At 65.8% G+C, this 25,397-nt stretch carries 22 protein-coding genes; 19 read left to right on the top strand and 3 right to left on the bottom strand.

Annotated features, from left to right (window positions below; translation table 11 throughout):
* Positions 1 to 371 precede the first annotated feature (371 nt).
* The 3 genes from BCO18175_RS32410 to BCO18175_RS32400 all read left to right on the top strand — a co-directional run bounded on the left by BCO18175_RS32410 (position 372) and on the right by BCO18175_RS32400 (position 4,158).
* Positions 372 to 1,493 (top strand): chitinase, encoded by a 1,122-nt coding sequence (locus BCO18175_RS32410; protein WP_254608212.1) that lies wholly within the window; start codon positions 372 to 374, stop codon positions 1,491 to 1,493.
* A 355-nt stretch (positions 1,494 to 1,848) separates the two neighbouring features.
* Positions 1,849 to 2,730 carry an endo alpha-1,4 polygalactosaminidase gene (locus BCO18175_RS32405; RefSeq protein ID WP_174986986.1) on the top strand — a complete coding sequence of 294 codons (882 nt, stop codon included), beginning with the start codon at positions 1,849 to 1,851 and terminating at the stop codon, positions 2,728 to 2,730.
* Positions 2,731 to 3,021: 291 nt separating this feature from the next.
* A complete protein-coding gene (locus tag BCO18175_RS32400) occupies positions 3,022 to 4,158 on the top strand; it encodes a TIGR03364 family FAD-dependent oxidoreductase (protein WP_438820521.1) in 1,137 nt (378 codons plus the stop codon).
* Positions 4,159 to 4,377: 219 nt separating this feature from the next.
* On the opposite strand, the gene BCO18175_RS32395 is transcribed toward BCO18175_RS32400, so the two are convergent.
* Positions 4,378 to 5,889 (bottom strand): aldehyde dehydrogenase, encoded by a 1,512-nt coding sequence (locus BCO18175_RS32395; RefSeq protein WP_174986982.1) that lies wholly within the window; start codon positions 5,887 to 5,889, stop codon positions 4,378 to 4,380.
* Positions 5,890 to 6,079: 190 nt separating this feature from the next.
* On the bottom strand, positions 6,080 to 6,874 hold the full coding sequence (locus BCO18175_RS32390; protein ID WP_174986980.1) for an SDR family NAD(P)-dependent oxidoreductase: 795 nt from the start codon (positions 6,872 to 6,874) through the stop codon (positions 6,080 to 6,082).
* A gap of 599 nt (positions 6,875 to 7,473) precedes the next feature.
* On the opposite strand from BCO18175_RS32390, the gene BCO18175_RS32385 reads away from it, so the two are divergent.
* From BCO18175_RS32385 to hutC, 16 genes are all read left to right on the top strand, one after another.
* The gene (locus BCO18175_RS32385) at positions 7,474 to 8,919 is read left to right on the top strand and encodes an MmgE/PrpD family protein (protein WP_174986978.1); all 1,446 of its coding nucleotides are present in this window, start codon (positions 7,474 to 7,476) and stop codon (positions 8,917 to 8,919) included.
* A complete protein-coding gene (locus tag BCO18175_RS32380; RefSeq protein ID WP_254608211.1) occupies positions 8,916 to 9,494 on the top strand; it encodes a DUF2889 domain-containing protein in 579 nt (192 codons plus the stop codon). The genes BCO18175_RS32385 and BCO18175_RS32380 overlap by 4 nt, the downstream gene beginning before the upstream one ends.
* Before the next feature lie 51 nt (positions 9,495 to 9,545).
* Positions 9,546 to 10,457: an AraC family transcriptional regulator gene (locus tag BCO18175_RS32375; protein WP_174986974.1), complete on the top strand. Its 912-nt coding sequence runs from the start codon at positions 9,546 to 9,548 to the stop codon at positions 10,455 to 10,457.
* 323 nt (positions 10,458 to 10,780) lie between these two features.
* On the top strand, positions 10,781 to 11,236 hold the full coding sequence (locus tag BCO18175_RS32370; protein ID WP_174986972.1) for a nuclear transport factor 2 family protein: 456 nt from the start codon (positions 10,781 to 10,783) through the stop codon (positions 11,234 to 11,236).
* Positions 11,237 to 11,397: 161 nt separating this feature from the next.
* Positions 11,398 to 11,760 carry a hypothetical protein gene (locus BCO18175_RS32365; protein ID WP_174986971.1) on the top strand — a complete coding sequence of 121 codons (363 nt, stop codon included), beginning with the start codon at positions 11,398 to 11,400 and terminating at the stop codon, positions 11,758 to 11,760.
* 55 nt (positions 11,761 to 11,815) lie between these two features.
* Positions 11,816 to 13,060: an aromatic ring-hydroxylating oxygenase subunit alpha gene (locus BCO18175_RS32360; protein WP_174986969.1), complete on the top strand. Its 1,245-nt coding sequence runs from the start codon at positions 11,816 to 11,818 to the stop codon at positions 13,058 to 13,060.
* A 230-nt stretch (positions 13,061 to 13,290) separates the two neighbouring features.
* Positions 13,291 to 14,262, top strand: coding sequence for a PDR/VanB family oxidoreductase (locus BCO18175_RS32355; RefSeq protein ID WP_174986967.1), 972 nt, complete (start codon positions 13,291 to 13,293; stop codon positions 14,260 to 14,262).
* A 51-nt stretch (positions 14,263 to 14,313) separates the two neighbouring features.
* Complete coding sequence (locus BCO18175_RS32350) at positions 14,314 to 15,144, top strand: aspartate/glutamate racemase family protein (protein ID WP_174986965.1); 831 nt, start codon at positions 14,314 to 14,316, stop codon at positions 15,142 to 15,144.
* Between the two features lie 265 nt (positions 15,145 to 15,409).
* Positions 15,410 to 16,522, top strand: a complete 1,113-nt coding sequence (locus BCO18175_RS32345) for a porin (RefSeq protein ID WP_174986963.1) — start codon at positions 15,410 to 15,412, stop codon at positions 16,520 to 16,522.
* A gap of 178 nt (positions 16,523 to 16,700) precedes the next feature.
* On the top strand, positions 16,701 to 18,005 hold the full coding sequence (locus tag BCO18175_RS32340; protein ID WP_174986962.1) for a replication-associated recombination protein A: 1,305 nt from the start codon (positions 16,701 to 16,703) through the stop codon (positions 18,003 to 18,005).
* 364 nt (positions 18,006 to 18,369) lie between these two features.
* A complete protein-coding gene (locus tag BCO18175_RS32335) occupies positions 18,370 to 19,230 on the top strand; it encodes a transporter substrate-binding domain-containing protein (protein ID WP_174987202.1) in 861 nt (286 codons plus the stop codon).
* Positions 19,231 to 19,322: 92 nt separating this feature from the next.
* Positions 19,323 to 20,045 carry an ABC transporter permease gene (locus BCO18175_RS32330; protein WP_174986960.1) on the top strand — a complete coding sequence of 241 codons (723 nt, stop codon included), beginning with the start codon at positions 19,323 to 19,325 and terminating at the stop codon, positions 20,043 to 20,045.
* Positions 20,046 to 20,055: 10 nt separating this feature from the next.
* On the top strand, positions 20,056 to 20,802 hold the full coding sequence (locus tag BCO18175_RS32325) for an ABC transporter permease (protein WP_174968652.1): 747 nt from the start codon (positions 20,056 to 20,058) through the stop codon (positions 20,800 to 20,802).
* Between the two features lie 27 nt (positions 20,803 to 20,829).
* The gene (locus BCO18175_RS32320; RefSeq protein WP_039353363.1) at positions 20,830 to 21,621 is read left to right on the top strand and encodes an ABC transporter ATP-binding protein; all 792 of its coding nucleotides are present in this window, start codon (positions 20,830 to 20,832) and stop codon (positions 21,619 to 21,621) included.
* A 7-nt stretch (positions 21,622 to 21,628) separates the two neighbouring features.
* Positions 21,629 to 23,122, top strand: a complete 1,494-nt coding sequence (locus tag BCO18175_RS32315; protein WP_174986958.1) for an HAL/PAL/TAL family ammonia-lyase — start codon at positions 21,629 to 21,631, stop codon at positions 23,120 to 23,122.
* Positions 23,123 to 23,178: 56 nt separating this feature from the next.
* Entirely contained in the window at positions 23,179 to 23,934 is a 756-nt protein-coding gene (gene hutC / locus BCO18175_RS32310) for a histidine utilization repressor (protein WP_089449236.1), read from the top strand.
* 106 nt (positions 23,935 to 24,040) lie between these two features.
* On the opposite strand, the gene BCO18175_RS32305 is transcribed toward hutC, so the two are convergent.
* Positions 24,041 to 25,375, bottom strand: a complete 1,335-nt coding sequence (locus tag BCO18175_RS32305; protein WP_174986956.1) for an LLM class flavin-dependent oxidoreductase — start codon at positions 25,373 to 25,375, stop codon at positions 24,041 to 24,043.
* Between the last annotated feature and the right edge of the window lie 22 nt (positions 25,376 to 25,397).

The raw sequence follows: 25,397 nt of genomic DNA, 5'->3' as shown, positions 1-25,397 counted from the left end.
GATATCCGTTTGAATTATCGAATGGCGACAATTTCAATATCGCAATGCAATTGCATGAGTATTTCGGGTTTCGACATTGATTGAAATAGTCGATTCCAGGGTTGATGCCGGATGATTATGTAGTATAACAAATCGAAGCGCGGATGCCGGACTGAAACATCACTACAACGGCCGTCGAAATACCGGTATCCGCCACCGTGCGGCGGGCGCACCCTCTCGGGCTTCACCAGCATCGACTGAAGTCGTGGTGTTTTCCGTTGTTGATATAAAAACATAATCAATATCGAAGTTTGTCTTCAAGTGACAATTTGTAAGGTTGATTTCTTTTGAATTCGACCTGGGCGGAGCTTTGTCAATCGAAAGGGGAAACCATGAACCAGATCGGAATTGAGGGCATGAAAATGAAGAAGAACCAATCCGGAATGATGCGGCGATCGACCTTGAGAGGCGCGCTGGCGCTTCTGTTGGCATGGTCGTCTTTCGGCACCGGCGCTGCCGCGGCGGGCGGGACGGCCACCGGCACGGCGCCGGCATTCGTTTATAGCCCGTACAAGGACGCGACGATTTCGATGAACTGGAACACGAACGTCATCTCGTCGAACGTCACGGGGCAGATGAGCCCGGTGCTGTCGGTGCTGCCAACCGGTGTACGTACGCTGACGCTCGCGTTTGCGACCGGTGAATGCGGCAGCGAGAACTGGGCGGGCGTCGACGGCGGCGCGATGGCGGCCGCCAACGTGCCGCTTTTCACCGCGGCCAATGTGAATTACGTGATTTCCACCGGCGGCGCGGCCGGCATGTTCACGTGCGGGACCGATGCCGGCATGACGGCCTTCATCAATCGTTATGCATCGAACAACCTGATCGGGATCGATTTCGATATCGAGGGCGGGCAGACACAACAGGTGATCAACGATCTCGTCCAGCGCGTGGCAGTTGCCCAGCAGAATTATCCCGGCCTGCGCTTCAGCTTTACGCTGGCGACACTGGCTCCTTCCCAGCAGGGCGCGACCACGGCCAGCTCCTGGGGCGCCAGCGCCCCCGACAGCTTCAACGTGTATGGCGACTGGGTCATGCAGGCGATTCAGACGTACGGCCTGAAGAACTACACCATCGACCTGATGACGATGGACTACGGGTCGGCCGGGGCGGGGAACTGCGTGGTCGCGAACGGCACCTGCCAGATGGGACAGTCGGCGATCCAGGCGGCGATGAACCTGCACGATCACTGGGGTGTACCGTACAGCCAGATCGAGCTGACGCCGATGATCGGCGGCAACGACGTGGCCGGCGAAACCTTTACACCGGCGGATGCAGACACCGTTGCGCAGTTCGTGAAACAGAATGGTCTCGTGGGTGTCCACTTCTGGTCGTTCGACCGTGACGTCGATTGTCCGCCGGGCGCCGCCTCGTCGACGTGCAATTCGATCGGCGGTGTCGGTACGCTCGGTTATACGAACCGGTTTGCCAACGCCCTGGCGCCCGGCAATTGAACGAAGCCGGGCAGGGTGGAGACCATGCGGGTCGCCCGTATCATCGCGACGCAGTTTCGCATGGTCTCCGGCTTCCGCGACCGGCAACCGGAGGCATTGCCGAGTGCATGCCTTGAACGGCAACTGCCGCTCGAATGCGAGCCGATCTGCAGGATCGTGGCCGCCGTGCCGACAAAAATCGACAAATCGGAACAGATGGGCGTGGTGTTCCCGCCTACCATCCGGACGTGCCTCGCGCATTCCCGCACCGCTGCAGCATCGGCAGATACATCGCCCGCCTCCCGCTGCACGTGTCTTCCTCGCTTCCTCGCTTCCTCGCATCCTGACAAGCCGCCCAACAGGCAAAGGATTCGCCATGTCCGCCAGATCGTTCGCTTCATTCGTGCTGATGCTGCTGCTTGCCGCGTGCGGAGGCGACTCGGATTCGTCCGTGCCCGGCACCTCCGTCGCGGCGGCCTCGGCGCGCGCGTCGCAAGCCGCCGCGTGGAAACCGCTCGTGCCCGGCACGAGCTGGCAATGGCAGATCGACGGCAACCGGATCAACGAGACGGTGCTGGACGGCGTGAACAACCCCCGCAAGATGTTCGACGTCGACATGGAGCTGACCGATGCCGGCACGATCCAGCGCCTGAAGGCGAAGGGCATCTATGTCGTCTGCTACATGGAGGTGGGCGGACGCGAAGATACCCGAGGAGACGCCGGCAAGTTTCCCGACAGCGTGCTCGGCAACCCGGTGGAAGGCTACGAGGATCACGAACGCTGGCTGGACATTCGCCAGACCGCGATCCTGATGCCGCTGATGCTGGCGCGTCTCGACCAGGCGAAGAAAAAGGGCTGCGACGGCATCGAGCCGGACCTCGACGACAGCTATCGCCAGGAAACGGGCTTTCCGCTGACGCGCGACGATCAACTGCGCTACAACACGGCGCTGATCGCCGCCGCGCACGATCGCGGGATGTCGATGGGCCTCAAGAACGGCTCGGGCATCGCGACCGCGATGGCGAAAGTGGCCGACTGGGCGCTCAACGAACAATGCAACAGGTTCCACGAGTGCGACGGCTACGCGAGCTTCATCGCACTGAACAAGGCCGTGTTCAATGTCGAGTACACGCGCCCGGACGGCATGAAGCTCGCGGATTTCTGTCCGGCGGACAACCAGGCCAATTTCGACGGCATTCTGAAACTGTCGAGCGACACGCTCTCGGCGCTGCCGCGCGCGGCCTGCCGGTTCGAGTAAGCGGCGGGGAGGCGGCGCGTGCGAACGCGGTGTGCCGCCCGGGCGAAGCGTGCCGTTCTCGCATGCCGAGATGGCAAAATATGCCAATTCATGCTGTTTTGTGGCTTTTCATGCGGATGTCATCTCGCGCCGGGATAGTGCGGTATCGGGCGACGGTTCCGGGCATGAACGGTGCGAGCCGGCCCGCTTGCCCGGGTCCCGGGGATCCGTTCATGCGACGCAGCGAGCGGCACCCCATGCGCACGGCTGCCGGAGCGGCGGCGTGCATCATCTCGACAGAAGGAACGTGCAATCGTGAACGCCACCGCAGCGGCAGATGCTTATGACGTGATCGTCGTAGGCGCTGGAATCGTCGGCCTCGCACATGCGTATACGGCGGCACTCAAGGGGCTGCGCGTCTGCGTGATCGAGCGCGATGCCGCCTGCGTGGGCGCGTCGATCCGCAATTTCGGCTTCGTCACCGTCACCGGGCAGCACGCCGAACACAGCTGGCGGCGTGCGCGGGCGAGCCGCGAGGTCTGGGCGGACGTCGCGCCGCAAGCCGGCATCGACGTGCTGCACGAGGGCCTGCACCTGATTGCGCGTCGCCCCGAGGCGATGCATCTGATCGACGCCTTCATGCAGACCGCCATGGCCGACGGCTGCCGGGTCATGACACCCGGCGAAGCGGCGGCCGCGGCGCCGGAGTTGCGGCTGGACGGCGCGCAAGGCGTGCTGCACAGCCCGCATGAACTGCGCATCGAGCCGCGTACCGCGATCGGGTTGCTGGCGTCGTGGCTGGCGGAACGCTTCGGCGTGCGGTTCCGCTATGGCGAGATGGTGCACGAGGTGCGCACGCCGTCCGTACGGACGTCGCGCGGCGTACTGCATGCGGAGCGCGTGATCGTCTGCGGCAATGCGGACAGCCGTCACCTGTACGGTGACTGGTTCGCGCGGCACGCAGTCCGGCTGTGCCAGTTGCAGATGCTGCGCGTACGGCCGCGCCGCCCGCTGGCGCTGCGCGCCGCGGTGATGAGCGACCTGAGCCTGCTGCGTTACGCGGGTTTCGCGGCGCTGCCCGCGGCCGGTGCGTTGCGCACGCGCCTGAACGCGGAGGAGCCCGTGAGTCTCGCTTACGGCATCCACCTGATCGCGGTGCAGAGCGCCGACGGCAGCCTCGTGGTGGGCGATTCGCACGAATACGGTGCCGCGCCGCTGCCGTTCGCGACGCAGGAGATCGATGCGCAGATCCTGCGCCTGCTGCACGAGACGCTCGATGTGCCGGAACTGGACATCGTCGAACGCTGGACCGGCAGCTATCCGTCGGCAGCCGATGCCGATTGCGTGATCGAGGCGCCGGACGACGGCACGCGCGTCGTCGTCGTGACGAGCGGCGCCGGGATGAGCACGGGCTTCGGGATCGCGCAGGACGTGTTTGCCGCGTGGTGATGGCGTGGGTATGTGCGTCGCGCAGTCGCAGGGTGCGCGGGATTTGCGCTGCCGATGACCGGCGGGGCTGTCCGCGCCGTGCTGATTGGTCTTGTCGATAACGCATGCGCCTGTCATGCAGGCTTGTCTGCGTGCCGGTTATCCGCGATACGGCACACAAGCCTGCGGCGATGACCCCGGCCGCTTGGCGGCGGGGTGTGCCTTCATCGCATGACCCGCTCAATCCGCGTACAGGTTCGGAAACTGCCCCGTCGTGCTGATCACGGTGGTCCGCGTTTCCAGGTACGGGTCAAGCGCATCGATGCCGTTTTCACGTCCCCAGCCGCTGGCCTTGAAACCGCCGTAGGGCGTCGACCAGCGCAGGAACGAGTAAGTGTTGACCCAGACCATGCCGGCGTCGATGCGGTTCGACACGCGATGCGCGCGTCCGACATCGCGCGTCCAGAGGCCGGCAGTCAGCCCGTACGGCGTATCGTTCGCGATCGCAATGGCCTCGTCCTCGCCGTCGAACGGAATCAGCGCGGCAACGGGCCCGAAGATTTCGTCGCGTGCGATCCGCATCTGGTTGGTGACGCCCGCAAACACCGTCGGCTCGACGAAATAGCCGGCGGCCAACTCCGGCGTCGCGATGCGCCGGCCGCCGGCGATCAGCTCGGCGCCGTCCTGCTTGCCGGCTTCGACGTAGGACAGCGTCTTGTTCAACTGCGTTTCATGCGACTGCGGGCCCATGTGATTCGAGTCGATCGACGGCATGCCGACGCGCACCGCCTTCGCGCGGGTTCGAAACGCGTCGACGACGCGATCGTAGATCGGCCGCTCGACGAGCACGCGCGAGCCGAGTGCGCAGCTCTGTCCGGTGAGCCGCCAGGCCGATGCGGTGGCGGCGTTGATCGCGTTGTCGAGATCGGCATCCGCGAAGAGGATATGCGGCGCCTTGCCGCCGAGTTCGAACGTGAAACGCTTCAGGTTGTCGGCACCGTCGCGTACCATGTGCTTCGCGGTCTGGCTGGCACCCGTGAACGAGATCTTGTTGACGTCGGGATGCTTGACCAGGTGCGCGCCGGCGGTGCGCCCGTAGCCGGGTACGACGTTGAACACGCCGGGCGGAAAGCCCGCTTCGTGAACCAGCCGTGCGAGCTCCAGCGCCGACACGGGGGTCTGCTCGGCGGGCTTCACGACGACGGTGCAACCGGCCGCGAGCGCCGCACCGACCTTGAGACAGGTGGCGAGCAGCGGGGCATTCCACGGAATGATCGCGCCGACGACGCCGATCGGGACTCGCGTCGTATACGCATGGACACTGTCGTCGATCGGGATGGTCGCACCTTGCGCCTTGTCCGCGAGCGACGCGAACCACTGGTACCACTGCACCTGTGCCGTGAGGCTCGCGCGATGCTCGCGCACGAGATTGCCGTTATCGCGCGATTCGATGACCGCGAGCTCGGGGATCGCGGCGCTGAACAACTCCGCCAGGCGACGCAGCAGCGCCGCGCGGACATGCCCCGGCGTGCTGCGCCAGGTGCCGTGGAACGCGGCGCGTGCCGCTTCGACCGCCCGATCGATGTCCCGGGGGCCGCCCATCGGCGCGATGGCCCAGGGCCGGCCGGTAGCCGGATCGATGCTCTCGGCCAGTTCGCCGTCGATCGGCTCGACCCACGCACCGTCGATGTACAGATGCTCATGGCGCCTGAGCGGCGCATGATCTGTCGTGGCGAGCGATTCATTCAACATTCGATACTCCGGATAAGTCGTACGTCGTTCGGGAACACCTGCTGCGATGTACCGGCTCGGGCCGAACGCGCGATCCGGTCCCCGGTGGTGCCGCTGGCCGCTGTCGCAGCGTCGATGCGTTGCGCCGCGGTTGCTCGATAGACGTCCGTGTATCGCGACCGGTGTCGAGCGCCGCAGCGCGGTTGCGTGCTCAGATGGGCGTGTCGGCCACGCCGCCATCCGCGCGCAGCGCCGCACCGGTGGTGGCCGACGCGAGCGGAGAGCAGGTGTAGAGCACGAGGTTGGCCACTTCATCGACCGACTGGAAGCGCCGCGTGATCGACGACGGGCGCAGCGCGTTGACCAGCTCCGCGCCCTGTTCCTCGATGGTCTTGCCGGTGCGGCGGATCTCCGCCTCCAGGAAGGTCTTCACCCCTTCGCTCAACGTCGGCCCCGGCAGCACCGCGTTCACGGTGACGCCGGTGCCGGCCATGCGTTTCGCGAGGCCGCGCGAGATGCCGAGCAGCGCGGTCTTGGTCATCGTGTAGTGCAGCATGTCGGGCGGCGTGCTGATCCCGCACTCGGAACTGATGAACACGACGCGGCCCCAGTCGCGCTTGCCCATTGCGGGCAGGTAAGCGCGCGACAGGCGGATCCCGGACATCAGGTTGACGTCGAAATACCGTTGCCAGGCGGCGTCCGGAATGTCGAAGAAATCGGCGGTTTCGAAAATGGCCGCGTTGTTGACGAGGATGTCGCAGTCCGGCACTTGCGTGACGAGCCGGTCGCAGCCGGCGGCGGTTGAAAGATCGGCAGCCGCGCCGCGCACCTTTGCAGCGGGAATCTCGGTCTTGATGGCCGAGACGGCCGCCGCGATCCGCTGCTCGTCGATGTCGTTCACGACCACGTCGGCACCGCACGCCGCGAGCTGCTTCGCAATGGCACGGCCGATGCCCTGTGCCGCGCCGGTCACGACGGCAACCTTGCCGGTCAACGTTATCTGCATGATGTCTCCTGGTGTTTTTTTGCGTTGGCGCGTATGCGAAGCAGTCGGCGGGCGCGATGTGCTCGCCCTGTTCCGGCGATCGTTCGTGCCGAACGTCATGCCTGAATACGTAGCTTTGATCTCTGTCCGATCTCGATCGCGAATCCGTCGACAGGATTCCGGAGCGGCTGCCGCGTCGTCGGAAAATCGCGCCGCATTGGATCGTAAGTGAAGGGTGCCGAACCGGGCATGCTGCTGCGTCCGCATTTATTGCTAGATCGTACAAATCGGTATCGCGTGCATCTTGCGCATGAATACCGGCGTGCGGATCTCGGAATCGATCGAGGGCGCCATCCATCGCGCGTGTCGCGTCGTGTCGCCGGACCGCCGCGGTCATGTTTTCAAAGTACGGAATGCTCGTGTGGCTCGAATTGACTTTGCCGCGACGCACGAATCATCCTGACAACGCGCAATTCGCTGCAGATCCGGCATGACGTTTCACGTCGCCGGCCACAATACATTTGCGTGACGTGCCGCCATCATCCATTCGCGCATCGGGCAACGCACTCGACGCCGCGGTGTGAATCGATCGACCGGCACGTCACGGCAGGAGACAGGCAATGAAGTTCGAGAGCGGCGCGGTTGCGTCGGCACCCGAATCAACCGATGTCACCGCAACGCTCGCCGCGCATGTCGCGCACGTTGCGAACGGACACCTCACCGACGCCGACACCGAAGCGTTGCGCCGGCTTTTCCTCGACAACTTCATCGTGTCGCAATGGGGCGTGACGCGGCCGTGGACCGGCCAGATCGCGGAGTGGACGCGCCGCTTCGCCAACACCGGGGCGAGCCCCGTGCCGGGCTGCGAATGGACGGCGGAGGCTTCCATTGCCGCATTGGTGCATGGCACGGCATCGCACAGCTACGAACTCGACGATACTCACAACGCCACGCTCAGCCATCCCGGCGCGGCCGTCATTCCCGCGGCGCTGGCCGTGGCGGCGGACACCGATGCGTCGCAGGAACAGTTGTTCCGTGCGGTGGCGGCGGGCTACGAGGCGATGGCACTGGTCGGTATCGCGGCGGGCGGCCTCGAAACCGTGCATCGCGGTTTCCATCCCACGGCGATTTTCGGTGCCTTCGGCGCTGCCACGGCGTGCGCGGCGCTGCACGCCTTTCAACGCGGCGAACCGGTGACCGATGCGCTACTGATTCGCGCATGGGGGCACGCGCTGTCGCAGGCCAGCGGATCGATGCAGTTCTCCGCGGAAGCATCCGGCGGGGAGGTGAAGCGGGTGCATGCGGGCTTTGCGGCCCGCAACGGCGTACTGGCCGCGGCATTCGCGTTGATGGATGCGGTCACGGCGCCGCGGCTCTCGGTCGAAGGCGTCTACGGGCTGGCCGCGTTGTTCGGTGGTCCGCTGCAGGCGGTCGTGCCGTCGGAGCGGCTGCAGATTCACGAGATCAGCTTCAAGCCGTACGCGTGTTGCCGCCTGTTCCATTCGACCATCGACGCGCTCGGCGAACTGACCGGCAACTTCAGCGTACCGACCGCCGGCCTTCGCGAGATCGTCATCAGCGGCCCGCAACTGATCGCCGATCAGCACATGCTCGCGCGGCCCACGTCGACGATGGCCGCGCAATACAGCTGCCCGTACATCGTGGGCGCGACGCTCGCTTACGGCGCGTATCGCTACGACGTCTACGACGACGCGTTTCTCGACGACCCGCAGATCCGCCGTATCGCGGAGCGCGTGCGCTTCGAATTCAGCGAATCGCTCACCCGTTATTACCCGACGCGATTCGCCACCGGCGCCGCGATCCGCTTCGAGGACGGCACGACACGCTCGGCGATCGTGCTCGACAGCGTCGGCACACCCGCAAGGCCACTGACCGTCGAGCAGATTCTCGCGAAGGGCGACGGGCTCGCGTCGCGGGCCCCGGCATCGGCGGCCGGCAAGCAACTGGCCGCGTTGCTGTGGGATGGCGCCCAGGGCAGCCGTGCGCTGGCGCGGGCATTCGCACGAGCGTCGTACGAAACCAGCCTGCAATGGAGGCAAGCATGAGCGTCGAGTCGACCGCCGCATCGACGCCGGGCGTGACCCGCGAGCCGCTCCATACGAGGCACATTTCGTTCGAGGGGTTCCGGCGCAGCGACGGCCTGTTCGAAATCGAAGGGCAGGTCACGGACCGCAAGCCGCAGGACTTCACCCCGCCGAGCGGCCTGCGCGTGGTGCCGGCGAACGAGTCGATCCACGATATCGGCTTGCGGATCGTATTCGATCTCGACATGATCGTGCGGGAGGTCGGCACGTTCATTCGAGCGTATCCGTATCGCGAGTGTCCGGGCGGCGGCGAATCGTTGCAGGCACTCGTCGGGCTGCGGATCGGCGCGGGCTGGAGCGGCGAAGTGCGCAAGCGCCTGCCGCCCGGCGACACCTGCACGCATTTGCGGGAAATCCTGATCCCGCTCGCGACGGCGGCCATTCAGGCCGTCAATCCGTTGCGCTCGCAAACGTTGCTGGATGCGACCGATGCCGGCGGCAAGCCGCTCAAGATCGACAGTTGCTATGCGTACGGTGCGTCGCGGGAACTCGTGATGCAACGCTGGCCCGCGTTTCACCGGCCGGCGCGGGATTGACCTCGCCGTGCGATGCATGACCTGACTCGATGCTGCCGGACGGCATTCCCCATGGACCCGCTATCGGACATTCTTTCCCTGCTGAAGCCCGGCAGCCAGTTCTACGCCGGGCTCGATGCCGCGGGCGCGTGGTCGTTCGCTTTTCCCGAATACGAAGGCATCAAGTTCGCTGCTGTGCTGCAAGGCGGCTGCTGGGCGATCATCGACGGCGTGGACGCGCCCATCCGTTTCGAGAAGGGGGACTGCTTCCTGCTGAACCGCGGGCGCCGGATCGTGCTGTCCACCGACCTCGCGCTCGAGCCGCAAGACTCGACGGCGGTGATGGAGGCGGTCGCGCGCGAAGGTATCGCGGTTCATGACGGTGGCGGCGAAGTCCTGCTGATCAGCGGGTTCTTCGGGTTTTCCGACCGGCATGCCGCGATGCCGTTCGATGCACTGCCGCCGCTCATCAGCACGCCGAGGACGTCCAGTCACGCGGAGGTGCTGCGCTGGTCGCTCGACCAGCTGACGTCCGAGCTGCGCGATCCGCAGCCTGGCGGCGCACTGGTGTCGAATCACCTGATGCATCTGATGCTCGTGCAGGTGCTGCGGCTTCATCTGGAGACGTCGCCCCCCGGCGCATCGGACGGATGGTTCATGGCGTTGTCCGACCGGCGCATCGGTGCGGCCATCGGCGCGATTCACTCGAATCCGGCACACCACTGGACGCTGGAGGAACTGGCCCGCGTCGCCGGACTGTCGCGGACGATCTTCGCGCAGCGCTTCAAGGATCTGGTGGGCGCCACGACGATCCATTACCTGACGCGCTGGCGCATGCTGACGGCGGCGAATCGGCTGCGCAGCGGCGACGACACCATCGCGTCGATTGCCTTCTCCCTCGGTTACGAATCGGAAAGCGCCTTTTGCACGGCATTCAAGCGAACGATGTGCTGTTCGCCGACGCAATATCGCCGGCAGCCGTAGGGTGCAGGTGCCGCCGCGGGTGCCGCCCGCGCAATTCCCCACTCAACCTGTCAGGCGGCGCGCAGCGCGCAGGCCGTCGGGCAAGTCACGGCCGTCATCGAGAAACCCGGCGCGGCTCCTGAGCGAAGGCCGCGGAAATTCGTACGATCGGAAAACAGAAGCGGACTATCGAGCAATGCCCGCGGGCCCCGCAAAAAATAACATCATGGTGTGTTCGATCAGGCAAGCCGGCGGCAGCCGGGAATCGGACGCTGGCTGACCGGCTTCGACATGCGTGCCGAAGTCGGGGCAACACACAAAAGTACAGATCAGGAGACAGCGTATTGGCAAGCAAGGATATGAGCCTCGAGGCGAAGATCGGCCGGCTCGTCGACGGCCACGAGATCAGGACGTTGATGTCGAAGTACTGCCACGGAATCGACAAGAAGGACGAAGCCACCTTCATGAGCATCTGGGCCGACGACGGCGTGTACGAGCTGCCGCGCGGGCAGACCACCGGCATCGACGGGATTCGGCAGCTCGTCCACAAGGTGTGGCGGGAAGTGCCGAAATGCCACCACCACATCACCAATCCGCTGATCGATATCGACGGCGACCGCGCGACGGCGAAAACCGACGTGATCTACTACCGGCAAACAGACGACGGCGTGCTGCAGCTGCTCTCCGGGACGTATGCGTTCCGCTTCGCGAGAATCGCCGGCGAATGGAAGACAACCTATCTGAAGTTCACGAGTTTCGACACGGTCAGCCCGGTCTTCAAGGAAAACATCGGCGGGTGACGCGCTGATTCGACGACAGCGCCGGCGCCTGTCGGTGCTGCCGGAACGGGTCATGAACTCGTTAAATAATTAGGAATCCATTTCGAAGTGCCGGCGTCGACATATCGATGTCGGACTGCAATCAGTCCTGACTCAGCGAAGACAGAACGAGGAGGAGCTTGATGAATCACGATGCAACACCCGATTCGGGCCATTTGCCGCAAGGTTTCGAGGATCTTGAGCCGTTCCTCGCCGCGTGGAGCACACCGACGTCGCACGAGCGATGGATACGCCGCGCGGCGATGCCGTACGACGAGATCGTCAGGTTCTACGACGCGATGTTCGCGCGGGCAGAGGAAGCGACAGTCTACCTGGAACAGTTCCCGCTGGACGACATGCCGGAGCCGGCCCGGAACCTGTTTCGATTGCTGCTTTCGCTGTGCCACGCATCCGTTGCGGTCGAGATGCACCAGGCGCCCGGTATCAAACACGCGCCGCCGGAGCATGCATTGCAGATCGTGACGGGCTTCCAGCCTCACGGATGATTCCAGGCCTTCGCCGACGGGAATCTCGTTGCACAAAAAACAGGAAGGATTGCAAATGAATAATCCGATGGATTTCAACGGAAGTTTCACCGAATCGGTCGGTCTGGAAACGGGCGCCGTGCCGACATCGCTCTATACCGACGCCGCACAGTACGAAGTCGAGCGCGAGCGGATCTTTCGTCGCGCGTGGCTGATGGTCGGGCGCGTCGAGCGCATCCCGAAGCCGGGCGATTTCTTCGTGAAGCCGCTTGCGGTGCTCAACGCATCGGTCATCATCGCGCGCTCGGAGGACGGCGGGATTCGCGCATTTCACAACGTCTGCGCGCACCGCGCGAACATCGTCGAACACCGCGCGTCCGGCAATGCGAAGCGCTTCGTGTGCCGATACCACAGCTGGGGGTACGACAATGCCGGGCAACTGGCGCACGTGCCCGACGAATCCGGGTTCTTCGGCCTCGACAGGAAGAAATGCGGGCTGACACCGGTCGCACTCGAGATCTGGGAAGGCTGGATCTTCATCAACCTGGCGACGCAACCGGAAGTCAGTCTCGCGGAATTCCTCGGGCCGATTGCCGACACGCTGGCCGGCATCGAGTACCAGAACCCCGATCACCCGATCGTGCTGCGCGGTGAATTCAACGCGAACTGGAAGGCGGTTGCCGAGAATTTCAGCGAGGCCTATCACGTGGCGTCGATCCACCCGAAGACGCTGGCGCCGTTCTACATCGGGCAGCAGAACCCGTTCGGCAGGCCGATCAGCGTCCGGCTTCACGGCCCGCATCGCTCGATGTCGTGGTGGCTCAACCCGATCGCGCAGCCGTTCGCGAAATCGAAAGTCGCGCAATGGCTGTTCTCGGCCGACCACTCGGTGACGGGTACCCGCAAGGCGGGGCAGGTCAACTCGGTCGTCGAGCACAAGGGCGTGAACCCGACGAAGCACGAGCACTGGGCGAGCGACGTCAACTGGTTCTTCCCGAACTGGCACCTGCAGATCTCGGCCAATCAGTTCTGGACGCACGAGTTCTGGCCGACGTCGGCGTCGACGACCGTCTGGGAGGCGCGTTTCTACTACAAGAAGGCGACGACGGTCCGCGAGCGCCTGCAGCTCGAACATTTCACGTCCCATATCACCGATTCGATGCTCGAGGACCTGGGCAACATCGAGAGCATGCAGGTTGGCATGTCGTCCGGCGCGAAGCCGGTCATCTACTTCAACGAGAGCGAAGTCCTGTGCCGGCACGGGATCGAGCAGGTCGTCAAATGGTCGGCGGCGCCGACGGCGAAGGGCGCGCTCGGCTGACGGGCGCAGCGGCCGGCCTCGTCGATCTCGCGCACGGCAACGGATCGGGCGAGGGGCGGGGCGGCCGGCGAGCGCGTGGCGTCGCATCGTCGGCCGGCCGGCTGAACGATTGCGCCATCAATCGGGCAAGAAAAAACATGGCGAAGGGGCGGGCCTGTTCGCTCCGGAAGGCGGGGCCGTCGGCCGCGCCGGACGGGCGCGTGCTCGCGCTCGCCGTTCCAGGAGGAGGCATGACGAGTGGGGTGGGCGGGCTGAAAGTCCGCGTGGCGGCGAAACGTGAGGAAGCCGTCGGCATTTGCAGCTTCGAGCTGGTCAGCACGGCCGGCCGGCCGATGCCGGCATTTTCCGCCGGCTCGCATATCGACGTGGCGGTACCGGGCGGGCCGACGCGACAGTATTCGCTGTGCAACGCGCCCGAAGAAGGGCATCGCTATCAGATCTCGATACTGCGCGACCCGAACTCGCGCGGCGGATCGGCGGGCATGCATGATCGCGTGCAGGTCGGCGACGAGCTGGCGATCAGTGTTCCGAAGAACAATTTCCCGCTGGCGCACGATGCGACGCACAGCCTGTTGATGGCGGGCGGCATCGGCGTGACGCCGATTCTCTGCATGGCGGAGCGGCTGGCGGCAATCGACGCGCCGTTCGAGATGCACTACTGCGCGCGTTCTCGCGCACGCACGGCCTTTCTCGATCGCATTTCCCGCGCAACGTATGCGCGGCACGTGCAGTTCCATTTCGACGATCAACCGGAAAGCCCGACATTCGACGTTGCCACGCGGCTTGCACGGCCCGAGCGGGGAACTCATCTGTACGTGTGCGGGCCGGCCGGGTTCATGGACGCGGTGCTGGGCGCCGCCCGCGCGGCCGGCTGGCCGGAAGCGCAACTGCACTACGAGTTCTTTGCGGCCGGCGAACGCCCGGCGGCCGGCAGTGAACGCTTTGAAGTCGAGGTGCCGAGTTCGGGGCAGGTGGTGGTGGTCGAGGAGGACGAATCGATCGTGCAGGCCCTCGCGAGAGCGGGAATCGAGATCGAGACGTCGTGCGGGCAGGGCGTCTGCCGGACGTGCGAGACGCGCGTACTGGCCGGCGAGCCGGACCATCGCGACGTATGCCTCACGCCTGCGGAGCGGGCGGCCAACGATCGACTGATGCCGTGCTGCTCCCGTTCGAAATCGGCACGGCTGGTGCTCGATCTGTAGGCCCGGGCGATCGCCGATCGCCCGGCAGGTTGATCCAAGGAGGAGACACGTATGGGAATCAGGATCGTATGGCAGGCGGAGAACCGTTCGAACGACGCGGACTTCGGCGGCGTGCGCGAGACCTATGGCGCGATGCTGAAGTTCGCGCAGCAGATTGCGCGGCCCGACACCGAGATCACGTTGCGCTACATGGAGGGCGCGCCGCGGTCGTTCGCGAATAACCTGCTTTACCCGCGCGCCGTTACGAAGGTTCAGGTGGTGAACAGGATCGTCGATGCGGAGAAGGAGGGCTTCGATGCCGCGCTGGCCGGCGTCTGCATCATCGATGCGTATTCGCAGGAATGCCGGCAGGCGGTCAGGATGCCGGTGCTGGGCGGTGCGGAATCGACGATGCTGATGGCGCAGCTGGTCGGCAAGAAGTTTGCGTGGGTGACGATCGCACCCGCGTTCATCGAGCCGTTCGAAGCGCACATCCGGCTGCATGGTTGGGAACACCGGGCTATCCGGAATCAGCCGGTGCGGGCGCTCGATCCGTCGTGCTGGCCCGCCATCGTCGATGCCGCGAACGGCAGGCCGGATCGCTGGATCGAGATGTTCGACGAAGCCGCGCAGGCCTGCGTGCGGGACGGCGCCGATACCGTGCTGTGCGGGTGCAATCCCGGCGGAGCGCTGCTTGCGCTGGCCGGCTACACCGAGGTGCGAGGGACGGGCGTGCCCGTGATCGTCGGGCCGGCGGCGATGGTGAAGCTGGCGGAGTCGATGGTCGACCTGAGGCGGAGCATCGGCCTGACCAAGTCGGAAGCGGTTGCCGGTGCGTATCGAACGACGCCGCCGCACATTCTCGAGGAACTCCAGGCGATGGGGAAAAAGCTGCTGGCATGAGGCCGGGGCGGCACGGGCCGAAGCCGCGGAGACGGCGTCGCGGATGACTTCCGCGCCAGGCCATGTGCCGCTTCTTGAGCGTGAGAGAGGGCCGGCCATGACGCCCGGCCCCGTGGACGCCCGCCATCGGCCGTCCGGCAGAATCCGGGTCGCTCATGTGTGGCCCGGGCCTGACCGGTGAGGCAATGGCAGGCGGCAGGAAGCAGGACGGGATACAGATCGATTCGGCTTTACCTTACACAACCGATTTATTTCGGATATCAAAATGATTAAACGGTTCGGAGATCGTCACTTTTCGTCGACGCAGAAGCTGTTCGCGTTCGGCATCGCGATGCTGCCTGCCTGCGCATGCGCGCAGAGCAGCGTCACCCTTTACGGAACGCTGGATGTCGGTCTTCTGTTCACGAGCAGGACAATGGATTCGACGACCCACGGCAATGCTGGCAAGCAGTTCAGTCTCGTCAACGCGGGGCTGGAGCCGTCCGCCTTCGGTCTGCAGGGGCGGGAAGACCTCGGCGGCGGGCTGAAGATGTCGTTCAAGCTGGAGAGCGGCGTCAGCCTCGTCAATGGCGGTTTCGACAACAGCAACGGCAATTTCTTCGGTCGCCAGGCGTGGCTCGCGCTCGATGGCGCATTCGGCCAGTTGAAGGCCGGCGTGCAGTATTCGCCTTTCGTTCTGGCGATCTATGAGTCGGATCCGCGCAACGCGGGACAGTTCGGCACGGCGTTCTCGGTGTATGCCGACCAGATATTCTCCGGCACGTTCAATTCGAATGCCGTCACCTATACGAGCCCGCGGATCGCCGGTTTCTCCACGAGCGTGATGGTTGCGCCCGGCGGGATGCCGGGAGACTTCCGCGCGGGGCTGCAGTATTCGGTCAGTGTTCGCTACCAGTATCAGGGGCTGGTCGTGAATGCGGCGATGTATGACTCGAGCGAAGGAAAGAACAACGCCGGATTGACGACGTTCCAGCAGCCGTTCTCCGGGCGCATGATCGGCATGCTCTACAACTTCGGTTCGTTCACGGCGAAGGGGTCGTTCACCAGCTACAAGGTCCCGACCACCGTCGCCGGTGGTGCCGTGAGCGGTGGCGGCAACAATGTATGGAACGTGGGGTTCGACTGTTACGTGCTCCCGCAACTGAATATCAACTCCGGCGTGTGGTATGTCCGGGATCCGCACGATTCGGCCAACCATGGTCTCGTCACGGCGCTGACCGCGCGATACTTCCTGTCGAAATCGACGTCGCTTTACGCGCAGGTCGGTGCGGCGAACAATCACGGCCGCGAGCGCCTCGGCCTGTCGATCGACAATGCGCTGTACGGCGTACCGGGCACGACGGTCGGCGCGATTCTCGGGATCAACAAGCGTTTCTAGTCGAGCATGGCGTGGTCGCGATGCACTGCTACGCGTGATGCAGGATCCGGCGGCTAGCGGCCTTGGCCGGTTCGCATGCCAGGGCGCACCGCTACCCGACGCCATTGCCGCATCGCTGTCATAATCCGCGCTTCCGGCGGCAACGGGTGCCGTCGGAAGCGCGTGCCCGTCCATACCCATGTCCGACCTGTTTTCCGCTGAACCACACCGCCCGCTGGCGGATGCGCTGCGCCCCACGTCGCTCGACGACGTGATCGGGCAGGCGCATCTGCTCGGCGCGGGCATGCCGCTGCGTCGGGCGTTCGAATCGGGCCAGCCGCATTCGATGATTTTCTGGGGCCCGCCCGGCGTCGGCAAGACCACGCTTGCGCGGCTCACGGCGCAGGCGTTCGACTGCGAGTTCGCCGCGTTGTCCGCGGTGCTCGGCGGCGTCAAGGACATTCGCGCCGCTACGGCTCGTGCGCAGCAGGTGTTCGACGAAGCGGGGCGCCGTACGATCGTGTTCGTCGACGAAATCCACCGTTTCAACGAAACACAGCAGGCCGCGCTCTTGCCGTCCGTCGCGTCCGGCGCCGTCGTCTTCATCGGCGCGACGACTGAAAACCCGAGTTTCGAAGTCAATCGCGCATTGCTTTCACGTGCACGCGTCTATGTGCTGAAGCCGCTGGACGACGACGCGTTGCGCGCGCTGTTCGCGCGGGCGCACGAAACCGCGCTCGGCACGCTTTCGTTCGACGATGCTGCGCTCGACAAGCTGATCGACCAGGCGGACGGCGACGCGCGACGCTTCCTGAATTTGCTCGAACAACTTCGGACAGCGGCTGCATCGGCTGGCGTGACGACAATCGACGGCAGCTTCGTCGCGCGCGCCACGACAACCGGCGCGCGTCGCTTCGACAAGGGTGGCGAGCACTTCTACGATCAGATTTCCGCGCTGCACAAGTCGGTGCGCGGTTCGAACCCGGACGCCGCGTTGTACTGGCTGTGCCGGATGCTGGACGGCGGCACCGACCGCCGCTATCTCGCGCGCCGGATCGTCGCGATCGCGTACGACGATATCGGCCTTGCCGACCCGACCGGGCTGCGGATCGCCGACGATGCGGCCAAGACCAGCGATCGGCTCGGCGCACCCGATGGCGACCTCGCGCTCGCGCAGGCCGTGCTGTATCTCGCGTGCGCGGCGAAAAGCAATGCAGGCGGGATGGCGCTGATGCAGGCGCGGGCGTTCGTGCGGCAGGACCAGCCTCGCGACGTGCCGGTGCATCTGCGCGACGTGCGCGCCGAATTGACGCAAGCGCTCGGGCATGCGTACCGGAATCCGCATGACGAGCGTGACGGCTACGCGGCAGGCGAACGCTACCTGCCGGACGGCATGCGGGAACCGTCCTGGTACCAGCCGGCGCCGCGCGGCGTCGAGGCCAGGATCGCGGAGCGGCTCGACGCGTTGAGCCGGCTTGACCGGGACGCTCGCAAGCGACGCTGACGGGCGGCGCACGCTGCTGCCGCGAATGCCCGATTTCTCCAAGATGCTTTTGCGAGCGATACGCCTGCAGGCATGACTGCAGGATTCGGCTGGTTGTTTTAGTTTGTTTAGCGAAACAGGCGAATCATGAATTTGTCTAGTCATCCTGATCGAAAGATCGTATGAAATGCACCATGTTCGTGCCGCGTATCACCACCACGAGGCACGTCAGAGCCCATGAATTAGGGGATTTCCCGCGTTTACCCGGTTTTTATTGATCAGCGCTTGTCGCTCCATTTTTCTTCTTGCATGCTTGTATAGACAAATTCCTGAGGCCGCTTGCATGACCGAAGGGATGACGAACTTCAACGCAAGGAGAAATCTCGTGAACGGCAAGCGCATCAAGTGGGCAGTCAGGACGATCGGCATCATGGCGGCGGTTGCGGCCACGCTTTCCGCGCCGGTGCAGGCGAAGGAATGGAAGACGGTGACGGTGGCGCTCGAAGGCGGCTACGCGCCGTGGAACCTCACGCTGCCGGGCGGCAAGCTCGGCGGCTTCGAGCCCGAACTGCTCGCCAACGTGTGCGAGCGCATCAAGGTGCAGTGCAACATGGTCGCGCAGGACTGGGACGGGATGATCCCGGGGTTGCAGGCCGGCAAGTTCGATGTCCTGATGGATGCGATCTCGATTACGCCGGAGCGCGAGAAGATCCTGCTGTTCTCGCGTCCTTATGCGGCCACGCCCGCGACGTTCGCCGTCACCGATACGAAGATCCTGCCGAAGGCGGCGCCGGGCACGCCGATCGTCAAGCTGTCGGGCGACGCGAACGCCGACAAGCCCACCGTCGACGCGCTGCGCAAGCAGCTGAAGGGCAAGACGATCGGCATCCAGTCGGGCACCGTCTACACGAAGTTCATCAACGACAGCTTCAAGGACATCGCGTCGATCCGCGTGTACAAGACCTCGCCCGAGCGAGATCTCGACCTCGTCGCCGGTCGCATCGACGCGTCGTTCGACGATGTCACCTACTACGCGGCGAACAACGCGAAGAAGGACAACGCATCGATCGTGCTCGCGGGCCCGAAGCTCGGCGGACCGATCTGGGGGCCGGGCGAAGGGCTTGCATTCCGCAAGCAGGATGCCGACCTGAAGACGAAGTTCGATACGGCGATCGGCGCCGCGCTCGCGGACGGTACCGTGAAGAAGCTCGCCGACAAGTGGTTCAAGACCGACGTCACGCCGTAAGCGCACGTCCGGCCGCCGCCGCGCAAGCGGCATGAGCCGCGCGCGGCGGCGCACATCCTGCCGATCCTATCAACGCTTGCCGGGAGGCACGCATGGCGATCCTTGAAATGCTGGGCTTCGGAACCGAAGGCTGGGGCAGCGTGCTGCTGCTCGCCGCGCTGATGACGATTGCGCTGACGCTCGCCGCGCTCGCGGTCGGCGCCGTGATCGGCGCGGGCATCGCGGCCGCGAAGCTGTCGCGCTACCGCAGCGCCCGCCTGCTCGGCGACCTGTACACGACGGTGTTTCGCGGCGTACCCGAGCTGCTGGTCATCTACCTGTTCTATTTCGGCGGCTCGACGCTCGTCACGGCCGTCGGCCAGTGGTTCGGCGCGGAAGGCTTCATCGGCGTGCCGCCGTTCGTGATCGGCGCGCTCGCGGTGGGGATGATTTCCGGTGCGTACCAGGCCGAGGTGTATCGCGCGGCCGTGCTCGCGGTGTCGAAGGGCGAGCTCGAAGCGGCGCGCTCGATCGGCATGCCGAGCAGCATGGTCCTGCGCCGTATCCTGATTCCGCAGGTCCTGCGCTTCGCGTTGCCCGGCATCGGCAACGTGTGGCAGCTGAGCCTGAAGGATTCGGCGCTGATCTCGGTCACGGGGCTCGCCGAGCTGCTGCGCACGAGCCAGATCGCGGCGAATTCGACCCATCAGTATTTCGTGTTCTTCGTCGCGGGCGGCGCGCTCTACCTGGTCATGACGGGGCTGTCGAACCGCGTGTTCAACCGGGCCGAAGCGATCGTCGGCCGGTCGTTCCGCCGCAACTTCGCACGCAACTGACGGAGCGCACATGTCACTCGATTTCGACTTCCTGTTCGACACGCTGCGCCAGCTGCTCGCGGCGGTACCGACCACGCTCGGCCTGTTCTTCGCATCGCTGGTGCTCGGCGGCCTGCTGTCGCTCGTGATCGTCACGATGCGCGTGTCGCCGCGCTGGCTGCCGAACCGCTTCGCGCGGGCGTACATCCTCGTGTTTCGCGGCTCGCCGCTGCTGATCCAGATGTTCCTCGTGTACTACGGGCTCGGCCAGTTCGGCGTGATCCGCGAGAGCTTCATGTGGCCGCTGCTGCGCGAGCCGTACGTGTGCGCGGTGCTGTCGCTCGCGCTGTGTACGGCCGGCTACACGGCCGAGATCCTGCGCGGCGGGCTGATGGCCGTGCCGGTCGGGCAGATCGAGGCAGGCTATTCGATCGGCCTGTCGGGCTTCGCGCTGCTGCGCCGCGTGATCGGCCCGATCGCGCTGCGCCAGTGCCTGCCCGCGTATTCGACCGAAGCCGTGCTGCTGGTCAAGTCGACCGCGCTCGCCAGCCTCGTGACCGTGTGGGAGGTGACGGGCGTCGCACAGCAGATCATCCAGCAAACCTACCGGACGACCGAGGTGTTCGTGTGTGCGGCCCTCATCTACCTGGGCCTGAACTTTATCGTCGTCCGCCTGCTCGGCGCGCTCGAATGGCGGCTGTCGGGCCACCTGCGCGCGCCGAAGCCGTCCGGCCCGCGTGCCGCCGACGCACGCAATGCGCGGCGTGTCGCATCCTGACCGCATCCTTCCTTCCAGGAGAATCCGATGAACACCGCTGCTCCCGTCGCCCTGTCGGTCAGGAACATCCACAAGTCGTTCGGCGATCACCACGTGCTGAAGGGCATCTCGCTCGATGCGCATGAAGGCGACGTCATCTCGATCCTCGGTGCGAGCGGATCGGGCAAGAGTACCTTCCTGCGCTGCCTGAACCTGCTCGAAACGCCCGACGACGGCTCGGTCGCGCTTGCCGGCGAGGAGCTGAAGATGAAGCGCGCGCGCGACGGCAAGCTGCATCCGGGTGACCGGCGCCAGGTCGATCGCATCCGCTCGCAGCTCGGGATGGTGTTCCAGAACTTCAACCTGTGGTCGCACATGACCGTGCTCGACAATCTCGTCGAAGGGCCGCTGCGCGTGCAGAAGCGCAGTCGCGCGGAAGCGGTCGAGGAGGCCGAGGCGCTGCTCGCGCGCGTCGGCCTCGCGGACAAGCGCGGCTACTATCCGGCGCACCTGTCGGGCGGCCAGCAGCAGCGGGTTGCGATCGCACGCGCGCTCGCGATGCATCCGAAGGTGATGCTGTTCGACGAACCGACGTCGGCGCTCGATCCGGAGCTGGTCGGCGAGGTGTTGCGGGTGATGCGCTCGCTCGCGGAGGAAGGGCGCACGATGCTGGTCGTCACGCACGAAATGGGCTTCGCACGGCATGTGTCGAACCGCGTGATGTTCCTGCATCAGGGCGAGGTCGATGCGGACGGGACGCCCGGCGAACTGTTCGGCGGCCAGTGTTCCGAACGCTTCCGGCAGTTCGTGTCGAGCCATCATGACCGCGCCGCGAACTGAGGCTGCCATGACCGTATTCCGTTCGGCACGGCCGCTCGACTGGCGGCAGGTTGCGGCGGTGGCGGCCGGCGCGCCGCTCGCGTTGACCGACGACGCACGTGGCCGCGTCGTCGCGGCGCGCGAACTCGTCGACGCAATCGTCGCACGCGGCATTCGCGCGTATGGCGTCAACACGGGCGTCGGCGCGTTGTGCGATGTGATCGTGTCGCCGGCCCAGCAGGGCGCGCTGTCGCGCAACATCCTGATGAGCCACGCGGTCGGCGTCGGCGCGCCGCTCGGTGCGGCGGAAACGCGCGCGATCATCGCGGCCGCGATCAACAACTATGCACACGGGCATTCCGGTGTCCGAGCGGACATCGTCGACCAACTGGTCGCACTGCTCGAACACGATTGCCTGCCGGAAGTGCCGGCGCACGGTTCGGTCGGCTACCTGACCCACATGGCGCACGTCGCGCTCGTCTGTATCGGGCACGGCCACGCGCGTCATCGCGGCGAACGCGTGCGCGGCGACGAAGCGCTGCGCCGCATCGGCCGCGAGCCGCTGGCGCTCGGTGCGAAGGAGGGGCTGAGCCTCGTCAACGGCACGCCATGCGTGACGGGGCTCGCCGCGCTCGCGCTGGCGCGTGCGGAGCGGCTGCTCGACTGGGCCGACTGGATCGCGGCGACGAGTTTCGAGAATCTCGGCGGCCAGCTCGCCGCGTTCGATCCGGCGTCGCTGGCGCTGCGCATTTCGCCGGGCATCGGGCACGTCGGCGCACGCCTGCGCGCGATGCTCGCCGACAGCGCGATGCTCGCCGCGGCGAGCGGACGGCATACGCAGGATCCGCTCAGCCTGCGCACGATTCCGCACGTGCACGGTGCGGCGCGCGACGTGCTGGCGGTGACGGCGGAAGTTGTCGACCGCGAGCTCGCGTCCGTCACCGACAATCCGATCGTTGCGGGCACGCCCGACGCGCCGGCCGTCCATTCGCAGGCGCATGCGGTCGGCGCCGGCATCGCGCTCGCGATGGACAGCCTCGCGGCCGCGATGGCGCAGGTCGCGGCGATTGCCGAGCGGCGGCTCGACCGCCTCGTCAATCCGCTCGTGAGCGGGCTGCCGGCGTTTCTCGCGGCGCCGGGCGGCACGTGTTCCGGTTTCATGATCGCGCAGTACACCGCGGTCGCGCTGGTTGCGCAGAACCAGCGGCTCGCCGCGCCGGCGAGCCTCGACGGCGGCATCACGTCGGGCCTGCAGGAAGATCACCTGTGCCATGCGACGCCGGCCGCGCTGAAGGCGCTCGACATCATCGAGAACACCACACGCGTGCTCGCGATCGAGCTGCTGGCCGCCGCGCAGGCGTACGATCTGCAGGAGAACGGCGCGTCGCGCGCGGCGCCGACCGACGCGCTGTGGCGTTACGTGCGCGAACGCGTGCCGGCGTATCACGACGACCGGCCGCTCGCGGACGACATCGCGAGCGCGGCTGGCATCGTCGCGGGCGTACCGCCTTCGCTGGCGTGACGCAGCGGCGGTGCGAGGGCCGGCAGGTCATCCAACCTTCATTCGATCGAGGGCGCATGAACGAAGCGGAACGATACACGGCTGCCCGGCCGGGGGCCGTACCGGGCGACGACGTGCCGGCGCGCGCGCTGCCGGCCTACCAGCAGATCAAGCGCTACGTGGTCGAACGGATCGCGAACGGGGACTGGAAGCCCGGCGGCGCGATTCCGACCGAGGCCGAACTGGTCAAGGAGTTCGGCGTGGCGCGGATGACCGTGTCGCGTGCGCTGCGCGAGCTGACTGCCGAGCGCGTGCTGACCCGCATCCAGGGCGCGGGCACCTTCGTCGAGCGCCGTCATTACGAATCGACGGTGCTCGAGATCCGCAACATCGCGGACGAGATCGCCGAGCGCGGCCATCGTCACAGTGCACGCGTGCTGATGATCGAAAGCAGCGACGATCCCGAAGCGATCGAAGCGCTCGGGCTTCGTGCGGGGCCGGTGTTTCATTCGCGCATCGTGCATTGCGAGGAGGGCGAGCCGATCCAGTTCGAAGATCGCTACGTCAATCCTGCGCTGTTTCCCGCCTACCTCGAGCAGGATTTCACGGTCGAGACGCCGAACCACTACATGGTGCGGCTCGCGCCGATCCAGCGTGCGGAATTCCGCATCTACGCGCAGAAGCCCGATGCGCAGGTGCGCCGGCACCTCGTGATGGAAATCGGCGAACCGTGCCTGCTGCTGCGGCGGCGCACGTGGGTCGGCGGGCAGGTCGCGACGTCGGTGCAGTTGTGGCATCCGGCGTCACGGTTTCATCTGGCGGGGAGGGTGTAGGCAGGGGTAGGGCCGCTGCCGCCGTTTGCGGTCGCTACCCGAAGGCGATCGTCGGGGCTGGTCGGGCAGCCGGCTGCCCGCTGCGCAAACCCCGTGCGGCCGGCATTCAGGCCGCTTGCGCGTGCCGGTTGACCGGGTACGCGAGCCCGAGATGCTCGCGCAGCGTCGCGCCTTCGTAATCGCGCCGGTACACGCCACGCTCCTGCAGGATCGGCACGACCTTCGATGCGAATTCCGCGAATGCGGTAGGCGTGCCGCCGCGCACGATGAAGCCGTCGGTGGCGCGGGCATCGACCCACGCCTGCAGCCCGTCGGCAACCTGCTCGGGCGTGCCCGCGAAAGCGGGGCGCGGCGTGGCCGCCTCGAGTGCGACCTCGCGCAGCGTGAGGCCGCGCTCGGCCGCGTCGCGCTTGATCGTGTCGGTGGTGCTGCGGAACTGGTTGCCGCCGAGTTCGCCGAGATCCGGGAACGGCGCGTCGAGCGCGTATTGCGTAAAGTCGTGGTGATCGAAGTAGCGGCCGAGATAGTCGAGTGCGTTGTCGATCGTCACGAGCCGCGCCGTCTCCTGATACTGCGCTTCCGCATCGGCGGCCGATGCCGCGACGATCACGCTCGTGCCCTGGAACACCTTCAGGCTGTCGGGCGCGCGGCCGTGCGCCGCGAGCCGCTTCTGCACGTCCGCATAGAACGCCTGCGCGAGCGGGATCGTCTCCTGGCGCGTGTAGATCGCATCCGCATGCTCGACCGCGACCCCCTTGCCGTCATCGGACGCGCCGGCCTGGAACAGGATCGGGCGCCCCTGCCGCGAGCGGCCGATGTTCAGCGGCCCGGCGACCGAGAAGAATTCGCCGGCGTGATTCAGCGCGTGCAGTTTTTCCGGATCGAAGAACACGCCGCTCGTCTTGTCGCGCACGAACGCGTCGTCTTCCCACGAATCCCACAGCCCCTTCGTCACGGTCAGGAATTCCGATGCGATCCGGTAGCGCAGCGCGTGCTCCGGATGCTTGTCGCGCGAGAAATTCTTCGCGGAACCTTCGAGCGGCGACGTGACGACGTTCCAGCCGGCCCGGCCGTCGCTCAGGTGATCGAGGCTCGAGAATTGCCGCGCGACGGTGAACGGATCGCTGTACGACGTCGACAGCGTACCGACCAGGCCGATCCGTTCGGTGACGAGCGCGAGCGCGGACAATAGCGTGAGCGGCTCGAAGCGGTTCAGGAAGTGCGGGATCGATTTCGCGTTGATGTGCAGGCCGTCGGCGACGAACAGCAGGTCGAACTTCGCGGCCTCGGCCTGCCGCGCGAGTTCGCGCACGAAGTTCACGTTGATGCTTGCGTCGGCGACCGCATCCGGGTGCCGCCACGCGGACATGTTGCCGGATGCGCCCTGGATGATGGCACCGAGATGGATCTGGCGACGAGTTGCGGAAGTCGATTGGCTCATGACGGGAAGGAACGAGAGGGGG

This window comes from Burkholderia lata (genome assembly GCF_902499335.1).
Classification (GTDB): Bacteria; Pseudomonadota; Gammaproteobacteria; order Burkholderiales; family Burkholderiaceae; genus Burkholderia; species Burkholderia lata_B.
The sequence above is the reverse complement of the archived record's forward strand: the minus strand, read 5'-3'. Positions and strand labels throughout refer to the sequence as shown.

Coding starts and splice junctions, on each gene's coding strand:
- BCO18175_RS32390 (WP_174986980.1), bottom strand. CDS start 6,874: ATGCAGATAACGTTGACCGGCAAGGTTGCCGTCGTGACCGGCGCGGCA.
- BCO18175_RS32350 (WP_174986965.1), top strand. CDS start 14,314: ATGGGAATCAGGATCGTATGGCAGGCGGAGAACCGTTCGAACGACGCG.
- BCO18175_RS32315 (WP_174986958.1), top strand. CDS start 21,629: ATGACCGTATTCCGTTCGGCACGGCCGCTCGACTGGCGGCAGGTTGCG.
- BCO18175_RS32385 (WP_174986978.1), top strand. CDS start 7,474: ATGAAGTTCGAGAGCGGCGCGGTTGCGTCGGCACCCGAATCAACCGAT.
- BCO18175_RS32330 (WP_174986960.1), top strand. CDS start 19,323: ATGGCGATCCTTGAAATGCTGGGCTTCGGAACCGAAGGCTGGGGCAGC.
- BCO18175_RS32375 (WP_174986974.1), top strand. CDS start 9,546: ATGGACCCGCTATCGGACATTCTTTCCCTGCTGAAGCCCGGCAGCCAG.
- BCO18175_RS32360 (WP_174986969.1), top strand. CDS start 11,816: ATGAATAATCCGATGGATTTCAACGGAAGTTTCACCGAATCGGTCGGT.
- BCO18175_RS32405 (WP_174986986.1), top strand. CDS start 1,849: ATGTCCGCCAGATCGTTCGCTTCATTCGTGCTGATGCTGCTGCTTGCC.
- BCO18175_RS32410 (WP_254608212.1), top strand. CDS start 372: ATGAACCAGATCGGAATTGAGGGCATGAAAATGAAGAAGAACCAATCC.
- BCO18175_RS32325 (WP_174968652.1), top strand. CDS start 20,056: ATGTCACTCGATTTCGACTTCCTGTTCGACACGCTGCGCCAGCTGCTC.
- BCO18175_RS32355 (WP_174986967.1), top strand. CDS start 13,291: ATGACGAGTGGGGTGGGCGGGCTGAAAGTCCGCGTGGCGGCGAAACGT.
- BCO18175_RS32395 (WP_174986982.1), bottom strand. CDS start 5,889: ATGTTGAATGAATCGCTCGCCACGACAGATCATGCGCCGCTCAGGCGC.
- BCO18175_RS32340 (WP_174986962.1), top strand. CDS start 16,701: ATGTCCGACCTGTTTTCCGCTGAACCACACCGCCCGCTGGCGGATGCG.
- BCO18175_RS32345 (WP_174986963.1), top strand. CDS start 15,410: ATGATTAAACGGTTCGGAGATCGTCACTTTTCGTCGACGCAGAAGCTG.
- BCO18175_RS32305 (WP_174986956.1), bottom strand. CDS start 25,375: ATGAGCCAATCGACTTCCGCAACTCGTCGCCAGATCCATCTCGGTGCC.
- BCO18175_RS32320 (WP_039353363.1), top strand. CDS start 20,830: ATGAACACCGCTGCTCCCGTCGCCCTGTCGGTCAGGAACATCCACAAG.
- BCO18175_RS32365 (WP_174986971.1), top strand. CDS start 11,398: ATGAATCACGATGCAACACCCGATTCGGGCCATTTGCCGCAAGGTTTC.
- BCO18175_RS32380 (WP_254608211.1), top strand. CDS start 8,916: ATGAGCGTCGAGTCGACCGCCGCATCGACGCCGGGCGTGACCCGCGAG.
- hutC (WP_089449236.1), top strand. CDS start 23,179: ATGAACGAAGCGGAACGATACACGGCTGCCCGGCCGGGGGCCGTACCG.